The organism is Telluria sp. ZT3P39 (assembly GCF_059685935.1).
In genome coordinates, this window is the sequence record NZ_JCASIH010000016.1 from 56,874 (window position 1) to 70,731 (window position 13,858).

The window sequence follows — 13,858 nt, forward strand, 5'->3', positions numbered from 1 at the left end:
AGTGCGTCAGAACAGCACATTCGCGTTCACCATCACGGTGTTCGCGTCGAAGCTTCCCAGGCCCAGTGCCTGCGAGCCGCTGCGCTGCTGGTGCTGCCAGCCAGCCGAAACCGCCACCTTGCGCTTGACCTGCCAGGTGGCGCGCAGGCTGGCGCGGCGCAGCGAGTCGGTCAGGTCGCCGCCTGCGTTGAAGCTGGCGCGCGGGTTGTAGGCCCGTTCTTCATAGGCGGCATTGGCCTCGACCTTGACCTTGCCGGTCGCCAGCCAGGTCGCGCCCAGGCTGGCGCCGCGGTTGAGCGTATAGCTGACGATGGTGCTTTCGATCGGGGCGAATTCGCGCCACAGCGAGGCTTCGTAAGTGACTTTGCCGCGCGGCGTGTAGAAGGCGTTCAGGCGGCCGTTGAAGCCGCTGGTCTTGCCCTCGCCGAAAGACGGCTGCTCGCGCCGCACATAGCCGGCCAGGGCCTGCAACCGGGTGGTGCCGGTGCCGATCCAGTTGACGCGCACCTTGAGCTCGTCCTGGGTGAAGTCGTCGTTCAGGGCGCCGGCGACGCCACCCGGGCGGCGGAACGGGTATTCGCCCTTGAGGCGGCGCGCCACCAGGCCGATCGAGCTGCCCGTGCGCGGCGTGTACAGCAATTCGGCTTCGGCCGCGCGCTCGGTGCGGTTGTTGAAGCGCTGGCGCAGCAGCTCGTACTCGAAGCGGTCCCGCGTGAAGCCCGTGCGCAGTTTCCAGCTCGGGTGCATCTGGTAGCCGGCGTCGAACCACTGGCGGCGCTGCTCGCGCACGTTGCGCTCGTCGCTGAAGAAGTCGGTGTAGGGCGCCAGCGTGCGCTCGTATTTGGCGCCAAGCTGGCCATCGAACTTGTTGCCCAGCTCCCAGAACCAGGTGCCCTGCACATCCCGGCCATCGTAGTCGAGCTGCCTGAAATAATCGAACTTCACCTTCGACGCCTTGGCCACGACCGCCACCCGCTGGCGGCTGATGCGCTTGTTGTAGACGGCGCCGGCGTCCAGCTGGCGCCAGCGGTCGCTGCGCTTGCCCCCGAAGGCGGGCCGGTCGTCGGGCACGCGCAGCAGGTTGTCGTCATAGCCCCACCCGATGCCGCCATACAGTTGCAGGCCTTCTTCCTGCTGCTGGGCACTGGCCTGGACGGCCGGGAGGAGCATCAAGGCGCCGGCAAGGACGGGAGCAAAGGCGGCGGCGACGGGGCGTAGGCGTAGAGGCGTCATCTTGTTTGTCTTTTCTGAAATCAAGGCGCTGAGGCAGGATTCACCAGAAGGTCCAGTTGCCGGTGGCGACCACCCATATGCCCAACAAGCCATTGGTGACAGCGTGGGCGAGCACTGCCGACCACAAGTTGCGGTACCGCATATAGAGCAAGGCATAGGCCAGGCCGGCGACGATGCCGGCCAGCCACAGGCTGTGCTCGAATCCGAACAGCAGGCTCGACACCAGCAAGCCCCTGAGGCCCACGCGCGCCGGCTCGACCGCCTCGAAATCGGATGCCTCGACCCAGCGCATCAGGAAGGAGCGCCAGAACAGTTCTTCCATCAGGGGCACGACCAGGGCGGCGCCGGCGATGCGGATCGCCACCAGCAGCCAGTCGATATTGCCGTTCGTGGACGGGTCATAGCCCTCGCCCAGGCCGACCGTCATCCAGGGCGCGTCGAGATTGACCCACAGGACCAGCACCAGCAGGCCGGCGCCGATGCTGGCCAGCAGCACCGCCGGCTTCGGCACGGGCACATGGAGTTCGTGGTAATGGCGCCAGAAGGCGGCCAGCAGCAGCGCGACGCTGCCTGCCTGGACCGGGTAGAGCCAGCGCAGCGCGGCACGGTCGATGCCGGCGCGCGCGAGCATGTCGCCCAGCACGATGAAGAAGATGAAGACGCCGAAAGGCAGGATGCGCACCCAGGCGGCGCGGCTCAGGAGGGGGGTATCGGCCGCGGCTGCGGCCGGAGGCAAGGAAGGATGGGCGGCCGGTCGCGCACCGGGAGTGCGGCCGGCGCCTGCAACGGGATGGGGGCCACGGGCAGGTGGAGCGGTACGGGAATCGTTATGCTCGGTCATGTCCGTGTTGGCAGGCACTGGCCTGCTTGCCCCCTTGGTTAGACTACTCTCCCCGGGCGCGGGCTTCCATGCGCTCCCATCGGTCCAGGGCGTCGAGCAGCAACTCCTCGATCTCGGCAAAGCGCTCGTTGATGCGGCGCGCGTCTGCCGGGTTCTTCTTGTAGAAGTCCGGTGCATTGAGCTGGGCCGTAATCGCCGATTGCTCGTCTTCCAGCGAGGCGATCAGCTTCGGCAACTCTTCCAGCTCACGTTGTTCTTTATAGCTCAACTTTACTTTTTTAGCAGGTGTATTCTGTGCGGCAAATGACATTTCACCAGCTTTGGCGGCTTCCTGCTTGGCGGCTGCCACCTGATTGGCCGCAGCGGCAGCAGCGACCGCCGCCATGGCAGGCGCACTGGCGCGCACGCGTTCCCAGTCGCTATACCCGCCGACGTATTCACGCCACAGTCCGTTACCTTCCGCCACGACCACCTGGGTCACCACGTTGTCCAGGAAAGTGCGGTCGTGGCTGACCAGGAACACGGTGCCGGTGTATTCCTCGAGCAGTTCTTCCAGCAGTTCCAGGGTCTCGATGTCGAGGTCGTTGGTCGGCTCGTCCAGCACCAGGCAGTTGGCCGGCTTGGCGAACAGGCGCGCCAGCAGCAGGCGGTTGCGCTCGCCACCCGAGAGCGACTTGACCGGCGAACGCGCGCGTTCCGGCGCGAACAGGAAGTCATTGAGGTAGGTCATGACGTGCTTCTTCTGGCCATTGACCTCGACCCAGTCGCTGCCCGGGGCGATGGTGTCGGCCAGGCTCGCCTCTTCGTTGAGCTGGGCGCGCATCTGGTCGAAATAGGCCACGTTCAGCTTGGTGCCGAGGCGCACCTTGCCGCTGTCGGCGGTTTCGTCGCCCAGGATGATCTTGAGCAGCGTGGTCTTGCCGGCGCCGTTCGGCCCGATCAGGCCGACCTTGTCGCCGCGCAGGATGGTGCCGGAGAAATTGGTAACGATGGTTTTTTCGCCATACGACTTGTAGACGTTTTCCATGTCCGCCACGATCTTGCCCGAGCGCTCGCCCATGCCGACGTCCAGCTTGATATTGCCCTGCTGCTCGCGGCGCGCGGTGCGCTGCAGGCGCAGCGCTTCCAGGCGACGCACGCGGCCTTCGTCGCGTGTGCGGCGAGCCTGCACGCCCTTGCGGATCCAGACTTCTTCCTGGGCCAGGAATTTGTCGAACTTGGCGTTCTCCACTTCCTCGTTGGCCAGCAGTTCGCGCTTGCGCTCCTGGTAGGTCGTGAAATTGCCCGGGAAGGACAGCAGGCGACCGCGGTCGAGCTCGAGGATGCGGGTAGCCACATTGTCCAGGAAGCTGCGATCGTGGGTAATGAACAGCACCGAGCCGCGGAATTCGCGCAGCAGGCTTTCCAGCCATTTGATCGAGGTAAAGTCCAGGTGATTGGTCGGCTCGTCCAGCAGCAGCACGTCCGGCGCCGACACCAGCGCCACGGCCAGCGCCACGCGCTTTTGCATACCGCCCGACAGCGTGCCCATCTTGGCGGCGCCGGCCAGGCCGAGGCGGTCGAGGGTGGTATCGACCTTGTGCTGCAGGTTCCAGCCGTCGGTGGCGTCGAGCTTGACCTGGATGTCGTGCATGCGCTCCATCAGCGCCTCGTCGTTGTCGCCGCCGAACTGGCCGGTGAGCGTTTCGTACTCGTTGAGCATCGCCAGCTGGTCGCCCATGCCGCCGGCCACCGCATCGAACACGGTGGTTTCCGGATCAAAAGTAGGCTCCTGCTCGACATAGGCAATCTTGATACCCTGCTGCATCACGAGCAGGCCGTCGTCGAGCTTGAAGCGGCCCGAAATGACTTTCAGCAGCGACGACTTGCCGGTGCCGTTGCGGCCGATCAGGCCGACGCGCTCGCCGGATTCGAGGGAGAAATCAGCGTGGTCGAGCAGCGCGACGTGGCCAAACGCCAGTTGCGCGGAGGAGAGAGAAATGACAGCCATGATCCATGTACCTGCCCACCGCCAGGACCTGGCCACAGGCTAAAAAATTGAAAGAAGCGCCCATTGTACCGACTGGGCGCGCGCTACCGGCAGTTTCCGCCCGCCGACGCCCACTCGGCATCCGCGATGCAAGCACCGGAACGCGGCGATGAAGGGGAATAAGGGCAATGCGGGCCGGTCTTGCACAAATCGCCCGGACGGGCGCAAGAGATGGTGTCGCCAGCAGGAATCGAACCTGCATCTAAGTCTTAGGAGGACCTTGTACTATCCATTGTACTATGGCGACACATTTGCATGACGGGGTCTTGCAGCCCGCTATTGTACCAGCGGTCCAGCCAAAGCAGAACAGCCGCCTTGCCGCTCGACACCCTTCCATTTTTCCTGTCGGCGGCGGGGACGAATCGGGTGCGCGGCCTCCGCCGCCGTGAAACCTGCCCGCTAATATGTTCAAATCGTAACTATCACCGCGCGGGGTGATCTGGTCCAGTGGACCAGATCACAAGCCGCCCACGCTACGAGTTCGCTCCATGCCGGCCTTGCCTTACTGGCCGCCAGGGGCATTCTCGTCGATCCTGAGCCGCCGCTTCATCGACGCCAGCTGCGCGATCAGGCCCGCCTTGTCCTCGGCCGGGATATCGGCCAGCATCTCGTCGATCCAGCGCTCGTGCACGGCCGCCATCTCGGAGAAGGCGGTGCGGCCGGCCGGGGTCAGGCGCACCGCCCAGGCGCGCCGGTCGCTTGGGTCGGGCACCCGCACCACCAGCTTCTCGCGCTCGAGCTGGTCGGTGATGCCGGTGACGTTGCCCCCGGTAACCATCATGCGCTTGGACAGCTCGCCCATGCGCAGGCCGTCGGGATAGCGTTCGAGCTGGGCCATCAGGTCGAAGCGCGGCAGCGTGATGTTGAAGGTGGCGCGCAGCCGGCTGCGGATCTCGTTCTCGATGCGCACGGTGCACGAGAGCATGCGCAGCCACAGCTTGAGCGACTGGTGGTGCTCGCTCCTCAAGCGGCTCGCCAGGTCCAGCCCGGCCACACGCTCCTGCTCGGTGGGTGTGCCGCCCTGCCCGGGCTCCTTGCCGTCGTCCTGCTCTTCCAGATCCGCCATAGTTTCCTCACCCTGCATCGTTACGAAGTTTGAACCGCTGCAGTTTACCGGTTTCGGTGCGCGGCAGCTGTTCGCGGAAGCGCACCACGCGCGGATACTTGTACGGAGCGATCGAGGCCTTGACGAATTCCTGCAGCGCCAGCGCCGTGTCGCTAGACGCTTCCACGCCGGGTTTGAGCACCACATGGGCCTCGACCACCTGGCCGCGCTCCGGGTCCTGCCGCCCCACGACCCCGCACTCGGCCACCGCCGGGTGGTGCAGCAGCGCTTCCTCGACCTCGGCGCCGGCGATGTTGTAGCCGGCCGAGATGATCATGTCGTCCAGCCGCGAGCGGTAATAGAAATAGCCGTCCGCATCCATCTCGTAGGCGTCGCCGGTGAGGTTCCAGCCGGCGTGCACGTAGTCGCGCTGGCGCGGGTCGTCCAGGTAGCGGCAGCCGGTCGGCCCTTTCACGGCCAGGCGCCCGATCGTGCCCGGCGCCACGGGGCGGTCGTCTTCGTCGAGGATGCAGGCGATATAGCCCGGCACCGGCTTGCCGGTGGCGCCAGGGCGCACTTCGCTGCCGGCCGCCGAAATGAAGATGTGCAGCATCTCGGTGGCGCCGATCCCGTCGATCATGGCCAGGCCGGTCGCGTCCTGCCAGGCTTCGCGCGTGGCCAGCGGCAGCGCCTCGCCGGCCGACACGGTGCGGCTCAGGCTTGCGAGATCGAAGCGCGGCGCCAGCTGCGCCATCTGGCGATAAAACGTCGGCGCCGTGAAGCAGACCGTGGCGCGGTGCTGTTCGATCGCCCCCAATAAGGTTTCGGGGCTGAGTTTCTCGATCAGCACCGCGCTGGCGCCGACCCGCAGCGGGAACAGCAGCAGCCCGCCCAGGCCGAAGGTAAAGGCCAGCGGCGGCGTGCCGATGAAGACGTCGTCGATGCTGGAACCCAGCGTATGGCGCGGGAAGCAGTCGCAGATCGCCAGCAGGTCGCGGTGGAAATGCATCGTCCCCTTCGGCACGCCGGTGGTGCCCGAGGTAAAACTGATCAGGCAGACGTCGTCGGCCGCGGTATCGGGCGCCGCGAACGGGGCGTCGTGGGCGGCCATGCGCGCCTCCAGCGAATCGGCCGCGCCCGGGTCGTCGAACAGCAGCAGCGGCAATCCGGGGCGCCCCATGGCGTCGACCTCGGCGCGCAGCGAGGCCGCGCACAGCACGGCGTCCACCTGCGCGCGTTCGGCGATCGTGCCCAGCTCGCGGGCGCGCAGCAGCGGCATGGTCGGCACCGCGATGCAGCCGGCCTTGATGACGCCCAGGATGCAGGCCGCCATCGTCGGGCAGTTGGCGCCGCGCACCAGCACGCGGTTGCCCGTGGCCAGGCCAAGGTCGTGGCGCAGCACGTGGGCGATGCGGTCGACCCGCTCGCGCAGCTGCGCATAGCTCAGGCGCTCGCGCGCCCCGACCAGCGCGGTGCGCGCGTCCCAGCCGCGCGGGCCAGCACCGTCGAGCAGTTCGGCGGCGCAGTTCAGGCGCGGCGGATACTGCAGTTCGGGCAGCTCGAACAGGAATTCCGGCCATTCTTCCGGCGGGGGCAGCTTGGCGCGGGCGAAGCCGTCGGCGTAGCCGGACGGCTGGAGTGCTACGGATGCGGTCATCTCGGATTCCTGTAGATATTGAGGCAACAGTCCGCAGGTACTTTAAATCTAAAGTAATACGCCAGCAAGCGGAATCGTCTTCAAGCCTGCGCGCGCCGCGCCTGGCCCTGGGCGGCGTCAAGTGCGTAGTCCAGGGCGGCATGCGCGCCCTGCATGCCTGGTTCTTGCGCGGCGGCGCGCAGCTGCGCCGCGCCGGCATGCAAACCGAGCGTGGCGCAGCCTTCGGCCAGGCGCAGCAGGGGCGCGCTCGCAGGCTCTGCTGCGGCGTCGGCGAGCTGGCGCTGCAGGCCCGCGAGGTAGACCAGCAGGCGCTCGGGCGCGATGCCCAGGCGCCGCGCCACCTCGGCCGGTGCTTCGTCCGGCGCGGCATCGGCCTGCGCCCCCCGTACCAGCTGGGCGCGTACCTGCTCCAGCGCGAAGGGCTTGACGATATAGCCGTCGGCGCCCAGGCGCCCGGCTTCGGCCATGGTCTCGGCGTCGGACGCGGCCGACACCAGCACGAAGGGCATGGATGCCAATGCGGCATCGGCGCGCACGCGCGCCAGCAGCTCCATGCCCGAGAGCCTGGGCATGCGCAGGTCGCAGAACACGATGGCCGGCGCCAGGCCGGCCGCCAGCTGGCGCCAGGCGTCCTCGCCGTCTTCCGCTTCCGCGATGGCGTATTGCCCGCAGCTGTCGACCAGATGCATCAGCATCATGCGCGACACCACGTCGTCGTCCACCACCAGCACCTTCATGCCTGTGTCCATAGTCAATCCACCGTCGTCGCAAGAATCATGCGGACATTATATGCAGGAGCCAGGTCAAGCCCCGGACGCCTGGAACGCGGCCAGCAGCATGCGCAGGCGCGCCATCCCGGCCGCGACCCGTGCGCGGTCGCCGCCATCGGCCGCCACCTCGAGGTCGCCGCACAAGGACTCGAGCGCGGCTTCGCCCAGGTGGGCGGCGCTGCCGCGCAGGCCGTGCAGCACCCTGCCCGCGGCCTCCATGTCGCCCGCCTCCAGCGCCGCATCGAGCTCGCTGCGGCGGCGCGGCAGGTCGGCGCTGAAGGCTGCGTGCAGGCGCGCCTTCAGGTCGTCGGCGCGGCGCCCCGGATTGACTGGCGAAGGCAGGGAATCCTGGGCCGGCGCCACGCCGAACATCGCGTCCAGCGCCGCCATCGGGGCCTGCTCCGCGTCCGGGCTGGCCGGGGCCGGCGGCATCAAGGCCAGCGGCACGCCGCGCTGGCGCTGGCGCTCGATGGCGCGCGAGATCTGCTGGTGCAGCGCGTCCTCGTCGATCGGCTTGGTCAGGAAGGCGTCCATGCCGCAGGCCAGGTAACGCGTGCGGTCTTCGTCGCTGGCGTTGGCGGTGAGCGCCACGATCATCAGGTGCTGGTCGAGCACCCGGGCGTCCGGCGTGCCGCCGGCGCGGATCAGGCGGGTGGCGGTGGCCCCGTCCATCTCGGGCATGCGGCCATCCATCAGCACCAGGTCGTAGCGGGTGCGCGCGCAGGCCGCCACCGCCTGGGTGCCGTTCTCGGCGATATCGACCTGGTGGCCCATCTCCTCGATCATCACGCGCGCGATGATCTGGTTGGTCGGGTAGTCTTCCGCGCACAGGATGCGCAGCTTGTGCGTATGCGGGGCCAGCGCCTCGTGCTCGAGATGGGGCGGCTCGACGCCGTCGGCCAGCGGCAGCACCACGCTGAACGTGCTGCCCTTGCCCTCAAGGCTGTTGACGGCGATGGACCCGCCCATGAGGGTGACCAGCTGGCGGCAGATCGCCAGCCCCAGGCCGGTGCCGCCGTAGCGGCGCGTGGTGGTGGTGTCGGCCTGCTCGAATTTCTGGAACAGGCGCGGCAGCGCGGCGGCCGGGATGCCGATGCCGGTATCGCGCACCGTGAAGCGCACCATGTTCCAGCCGTCGCCGCGCACCTGGTCTTCCGCGCGCAGTTCCACTTCCACCGCAATGCTGCCCGACCTGGTGAACTTGAAGGCATTGCCGACCAGGTTCACCAGGACCTGGCGTACCCGCGTCGGGTCGCCCACCACGTAGCGCGGCAGCCTGGCGTCGAGGCTGACGTCGAAGCCCACGCTCTTGCCCGCCGCCTGCTCTTCGAACAGGCTGGCCACGCCGCGGATGGCGCCGTGCAGGTCGAAGTCGATGTTCTCGATACTGAGCTTGCCCGCCTCGATCTTGGAAAAATCGAGCAGGTCGTTGATGATCGCCAGCAGGGCCTGGGCATTGGCCTGGCCGCGCACGATCTGGTCGCGCGTGTTCTCGCGCAGCGCGCCGTCGCGCAGCGCGAAGCCGAGCATGCCGATCACGCCGGCCAGCGGGGTGCGCATCTCGTGACTCATGTTGGCCAGGAATTCGGACTTCTGGCGTGTCGCATCCTCGGCGCGCTGCTTGGCATGGCGCAGGAATTCCTCGTTCTCCTGCAGTGCGCGGTAGGCGCGCGCCAGCTCGTTGGACTGCTGGCGCACCCGCATTTCCTGTTCGCGCAGCGCCTGAGTCTGGCTCTCGAGCACGCGGTTCTGCTGCTCGACCTGCTCGGTGCGCGCGCCCACCTGGCGCGCCAGCTGCTCTTTCTGGCGGCGCAGGCCCGACATGCGCATGCGCACCCCGGCATACACCGAAGTGATCAGGAGCAGCGCGGCGATCGCGCGGAACCAGGGCGTGCCCCAGGGCGGCGGCTCGATCGTGATCGCCAGCGCCGCCGCCTGCCCGCTCCAGACGCCGTCCTTGTTGGCGGCGCGCACCCGGAACACATAGGTGCCCGGGTCCAGGTTGGTGTAGGTGGCGAAGCGCTTGCCGGCGTCGGCCTGGACCCAGTCCTTGTCGAAGCCATCGAGGCGGTAGGCAAAGCGGTTGCGCGCCGGCGCGGCGAAGTGCAGCGCCGAGAATTCGAGCGAGAACACCGAGGCCCCGGCCGGCAGGTTCACCGCCTCGGCATGTTCGATCGGGCCGGTCAGCACGCCGGGCAGCTCCTGCTCGATCGGCCGGTTGAAGACCTGCAGGCCGGTGATGACCGGCCGCGGCGGCACCCGGTTGTCGCGGATCGCGCGCGGGTCGAAGGCCGTGATGCCGTTGAAGCCGCCGAAATACAGCGTGCCATCAAGCCCGCGCAGGGCCGAGCCGTCGAAGAAGGCGCCTTCCGTGATGCCGTCATCCGCCGCATAGCTGCGCCAGCGGCTGCCCGCCGGATCGAAGCTCGACAGGCCATTGGTGGTGCTGATCCACAGGCGCCCGTCGCCATCTTCCTGGATGCCGGCCACGGCATCGTCGACCAGGCCGTCGCGGGTGGTATAGCGCACGAAACTCACCGAGCCGTCGGCGGCCGTCACCATGCGGTTCAGGCCGACCGCGGTGCCGACCCAGATGTCGCCGCGGCTGTCCTCGAACAGGTAATGGACTTCGTCGTGGCTCAGGCTGGCCGCGTCGAAGGGGTCGTGGCGGAAGTGGCGGAAGCGCCCGCTGGCGCGATCCATCAGGTCCAGGCCGTCGAAGGTGCCGACCCACATCCGGCCGCGGCGGTCGTGCAGCACCGGGCGCACCGTGTCGTCGGCCAGGCTGGTCGACCTGGCGGGGTCGTGGCGCCAGCTCACGACCTTGCGCGTGACAGGGTCGAGCCGGTGCAGGCCGCCGCGCGTGGTGATCCACACGAAGCCGTCCGGCGCGGCCGTCACCCCGCGCACGTTGTTGGCGTCGGCATCGCCCGGCAGCAGCTGGCGCACGAACCGGCGCGCCACCGGGTCGAAGGAGGTGATGCCGGTGCGGCTGCCGATCCACAGCAGGCCCTTGCGGTCGCGCGCAATGGCGGTGGCCGGCATGTCGATCAGGCTGTTGGGATCGTGCGGGTCGTGGCGGTAGACGGTGGCCTGGCCGGTGGCCGGGTCGACGTGGTTCAGCGCGGTGCCGGTGCCGACCCACAGCTTGTCGCCGTCGGCCAGCAGGGCCGCCGCCCTGTTGTCGGCCAGCGCGTCGGGCGCGTCGTCGCGCCGCACGATGCGGGCGAAGCCGCCGCTGCCCAGGTCCACGCGCGACACGCCGGCATACCAGGTGCCGACCCAGAAGGTGCCGAGGCGGTCGCGGTACAGCGCCGAGACCTGGTTGTCGCCCAGGCTGTGGCGGTCGGTGACGGCGCGCCGGTGGCTCTCGAAGCTGTCCTCGCGGCCGCGCCAGCGCAGCAGGCCGTTGTCGTGGGTGCCGACCCAGATCTCGTTACCGGCGTCCTGGTACAGCGCCGTGATCCACCACGGGCCGACGCCGTCGGCCTGGCCGAAGCGGCGCACCGTGCCCGCCGCCTTGCCGGCCAGCTCGCGCCGTTCCAGCCCGCCCAGGCGCCCCACCCACAGGCGCTGCGCGCCGTCGATCATCAGCGCGCGCACTGGATTCTCGCGCGGCCCCAGGCTGGACGGATGGTGCTCGAAGCGTTCGCGCCCCGGTCCCATGCTGTCCAGGCCCGCGCCGGTGCCGATCCACAGGCGCCCGTTTGCATCCAGCGCCAGCGCGTTGACGCTGTCGTCGCTCAGGGTGCCGTCGTTGCCTTTTTCATGGTGCCAGGTCGTGAAGCGGCGCAGCACCGTGTCGAAATGCTGCAGGCCGTCGCTGGTGCCGATCCACAGGCCGTCGCGGCCATCGCCGACGATGGACGTGATATGGCGGTTGCCGTTGCCCCGGCGCGCGGTTTCCTGCGGAACGAACACCGTGAAGCTGCGGGTGACCGGGTCGTACAGGTTCAGGCCGCCGTCGGTGCCGAGCCACAGGCGGCCGTGGCGGTCGAGGTGCAGCACGCGCACCCAGCTGTTCGACAGGGTGCGCGCCTTGCCCGGCACGCTGCGGTAGTTGATGAAGCGGTAGCCGTCGAAGCGTGACAGCCCGTTCTGGGTGCCGAACCACATGAAGCCATCGCGGTCCTGGACCACGGACAGTACCGTTTCCTGGGTCAGGCCCTCGGCCACCGACAGGTGCTCGAAGCGCAGGGTCAGGCGCGGCGTGGCGGCCAGGCCGTTCGCGCACAGCGCCAGCAGCAGCGCTGCCGCCCATATCCGGATCAGCGCCCTCATTGCGGGAAAAACGCCAGCACGTCGTCGCGCCGGGCCAGGGTATCGTGTTCGCCGAGCCGGATCAGCTCGCGCGTATAGCTGCCTTCGAACAGCAGGTAGGACGCCAGCGCCGCGCCGCGCGACTCCAGCGCGCCGATCCCGGCCAGGAGCGTGCGCACCGGCGCCGGCAGCGTGTGGACGTGGCGGCTGGCGATGTCGTCGAGCCGCTCGGACGGCGAGATCACCAGCAGTTCCATGCGCCGCAGCGGCAGCGCCGCGCGCGCGTCAAGCGGCACGCGCTCGAGGGTCTGGTTCACGCGCTGCAGGCGCTCGATGTCGGCCGCCAGGCTGTCCAGAAAAATCGAGGACAGCGCATGGCCGGCGATCTGCGCCAGGCTCGGATAGCCGGAATTCGGCGCCGGGTCATTCGCCGTCTCGGACATGCGCCCTGCCCCCACCACCAGCACCCGGGTCGCGCCCAGGTGGATCGCCGGCGCGATCGGCGCCAGCTGGCGCATCGAGCCGTCGCCGCAGTATTCGCGCCGTCCGCCCAGGTAGAGCGGGACGGCCGGGAAGATGAAGGGAATCGCGCTCGATGCCAGCAGGTGCTCGACGCTGATCTGGGTCGCCAGCGCCAGGCGCTGGTGGCGGTTCCAGGGCACGATCTCGCGCGCGGCCTGGTAGAAGGTGATGTGGTGGCCGCTGCTGTAGGAGGATGCGGTGATTGCCAGCGCATGCAGCACGCCGTCGGCCAGCGCGGCATCGAGGCGCGGCAGGTCGAGTACGCGGTGCAGCAGGCCGGCCAGCGGGGTGTTGTCGAGCAGCGACTGGGGCGGCGCCGCATGCCATTTGCGCAGCAGCCAGCCAAAGGACAGCAGCGACATCCAGCGCGCTCCCGAGCGCAGCACGGACAGGGAATCGGCGCGGTAGACCTGGTGCGCGGCCACCCCTTCCCACACGCCGAGCAGGCCGCGCACGGCGCTGGAAAAGTCGTCGGCGCGGCAGGCCAGCGCGGTCGCGTTGAGGGCGCCCGCGGAGGTGCCGCAAATGATGTCGAAGGGAGAACGCAAGGCCGGACGACCGGCGTCGGCGAGAATGCGCGCGATCGCATGCATCACGCCGGCCTGGTAGGCGGCGCGTGCTCCACCGCCTGTGAGGACCAGGCCTGTTTTCTCTTTACTGTCCACCCGCCAAGCTTAGCAAAAACCGGGGTGCTCTAGGGAAATTAAATGAATTTTAGTTGCTTTTACGCCGACTTCTGGTGTAACTGGCCTTTAATGGGCAGCGAGATGAACCTGTAGGTTGCCCCGCTTCGTGGGTAGGATCATATGGCGTTCGGCACGAAGAAATGCTTGATGGCGGTGGCGTACGGTTCCCACCGAGTTTTCTCGATTTCATCAAGCATGTATTCGTTGCGGGAGGCTTCGTCCCAGGATGCCAGCTCTTCGAGTTCCTTTTTGAGCGATTTACGTTGTTTGCGAACGGCATTGGCCCTGGCGCCCTCCAGCGCGCGATCGCATAGTCCAAACGTACGAATCGTTTCCTCGGCGCGGTGCTTCTCTTCGGCGGCCAGACCTTGCCTGGGGCGAACCGTGCCCGACGAGTGGAAATACAGGTAGTACTCAGGATTATCGACGTCCGGTTTGATCAGGTCGTCGGGGTCGTAGGCAGGCGCCCCTGTGCGGTCCTTGTAGTGGCCGCAATGGTCGCAAGAACCGCATGCCAAGAAAAAATTATGCCAGTCGAAAGTCAGCGCTGGAAAGCCGTTGGGATACTTCGCACTCTTGCGCCGGAAGTGTTCAATGTGACCCTCATGCCAGATCGCCCCTTCGCAGTAAGCACAGCGCAGGCCGTACTCCTTCGCATCCTGGGAGCTGACGCCAGGAATTCCCTGCATTTGGAAAAGTGCGAAGCGCAGCTGCCTTTTGCAGGCGCCACGGAAATCATCCCAGGTTTGAGTCAGGCAATCATAGGTGGCGAGGCAAGCGGGAGGGGTAACGGCCGAGCGGTCGAGCTTGTGCAT

9 protein-coding genes and 1 tRNA gene are annotated in these 13,858 nt (G+C 67.8%); all 10 read right to left on the minus strand.

Going from position 1 to position 13,858, the window contains the following annotated elements:
- Positions 1–6: 6 nt before the first annotated feature.
- The gene (gene epsL, locus AC56LR_RS15425; protein ID WP_497131671.1) at positions 7–1,233 is read right to left on the minus strand and encodes an XrtB/PEP-CTERM-associated polysaccharide biosynthesis outer membrane protein EpsL; all 1,227 of its coding nucleotides are present in this window, start codon (positions 1,231–1,233) and stop codon (positions 7–9) included.
- Positions 1,234–1,273: 40 nt separating this feature from the next.
- On the minus strand, positions 1,274–2,074 hold the full coding sequence (locus AC56LR_RS15430; protein ID WP_497131672.1) for a CAAX prenyl protease-related protein: 801 nt from the start codon (positions 2,072–2,074) through the stop codon (positions 1,274–1,276).
- A 43-nt stretch (positions 2,075–2,117) separates the two neighbouring features.
- Positions 2,118–4,064: an ATP-binding cassette domain-containing protein gene (locus AC56LR_RS15435; protein WP_497131673.1), complete on the minus strand. Its 1,947-nt coding sequence runs from the start codon at positions 4,062–4,064 to the stop codon at positions 2,118–2,120.
- 211 nt (positions 4,065–4,275) lie between these two features.
- A tRNA-Arg gene (locus tag AC56LR_RS15440) sits at positions 4,276–4,350 on the minus strand.
- Positions 4,351–4,605: 255 nt separating this feature from the next.
- The gene (locus tag AC56LR_RS15445) at positions 4,606–5,169 is read right to left on the minus strand and encodes a MarR family winged helix-turn-helix transcriptional regulator (RefSeq protein WP_497131674.1); all 564 of its coding nucleotides are present in this window, start codon (positions 5,167–5,169) and stop codon (positions 4,606–4,608) included.
- Between the two features lie 7 nt (positions 5,170–5,176).
- Entirely contained in the window at positions 5,177–6,805 is a 1,629-nt protein-coding gene (locus tag AC56LR_RS15450; RefSeq protein WP_497131676.1) for an AMP-binding protein, read from the minus strand.
- Between the two features lie 80 nt (positions 6,806–6,885).
- Positions 6,886–7,554, minus strand: coding sequence for a response regulator (locus AC56LR_RS15455; protein WP_497131677.1), 669 nt, complete (start codon positions 7,552–7,554; stop codon positions 6,886–6,888).
- A 54-nt stretch (positions 7,555–7,608) separates the two neighbouring features.
- Positions 7,609–11,856 (minus strand): hybrid sensor histidine kinase/response regulator, encoded by a 4,248-nt coding sequence (locus tag AC56LR_RS15460; protein ID WP_497131678.1) that lies wholly within the window; start codon positions 11,854–11,856, stop codon positions 7,609–7,611.
- On the minus strand, positions 11,853–13,022 hold the full coding sequence (locus tag AC56LR_RS15465) for a patatin-like phospholipase family protein (protein WP_497131680.1): 1,170 nt from the start codon (positions 13,020–13,022) through the stop codon (positions 11,853–11,855). The genes AC56LR_RS15460 and AC56LR_RS15465 overlap by 4 nt, the downstream gene beginning before the upstream one ends.
- Before the next feature lie 137 nt (positions 13,023–13,159).
- Complete coding sequence (locus AC56LR_RS15470; protein ID WP_497131681.1) at positions 13,160–13,858, minus strand: retron system putative HNH endonuclease; 699 nt, start codon at positions 13,856–13,858, stop codon at positions 13,160–13,162.

What these genes read in the sequence shown, in the direction of transcription:
- AC56LR_RS15445 (WP_497131674.1), bottom strand. Translation starts at nt 5,169, where the DNA reads ATGGCGGATCTGGAAGAGCAGGACGACGGCAAGGAGCCCGGGCAGGGC.
- AC56LR_RS15435 (WP_497131673.1), bottom strand. Translation starts at nt 4,064, where the DNA reads ATGGCTGTCATTTCTCTCTCCTCCGCGCAACTGGCGTTTGGCCACGTC.
- AC56LR_RS15450 (WP_497131676.1), bottom strand. Translation starts at nt 6,805, where the DNA reads ATGACCGCATCCGTAGCACTCCAGCCGTCCGGCTACGCCGACGGCTTC.
- AC56LR_RS15470 (WP_497131681.1), bottom strand. Translation starts at nt 13,858, where the DNA reads ATGCACAAGCTCGACCGCTCGGCCGTTACCCCTCCCGCTTGCCTCGCC.
- AC56LR_RS15455 (WP_497131677.1), bottom strand. Translation starts at nt 7,554, where the DNA reads ATGGACACAGGCATGAAGGTGCTGGTGGTGGACGACGACGTGGTGTCG.
- epsL (WP_497131671.1), bottom strand. Translation starts at nt 1,233, where the DNA reads ATGACGCCTCTACGCCTACGCCCCGTCGCCGCCGCCTTTGCTCCCGTC.
- AC56LR_RS15430 (WP_497131672.1), bottom strand. Translation starts at nt 2,074, where the DNA reads ATGACCGAGCATAACGATTCCCGTACCGCTCCACCTGCCCGTGGCCCC.
- AC56LR_RS15460 (WP_497131678.1), bottom strand. Translation starts at nt 11,856, where the DNA reads ATGAGGGCGCTGATCCGGATATGGGCGGCAGCGCTGCTGCTGGCGCTG.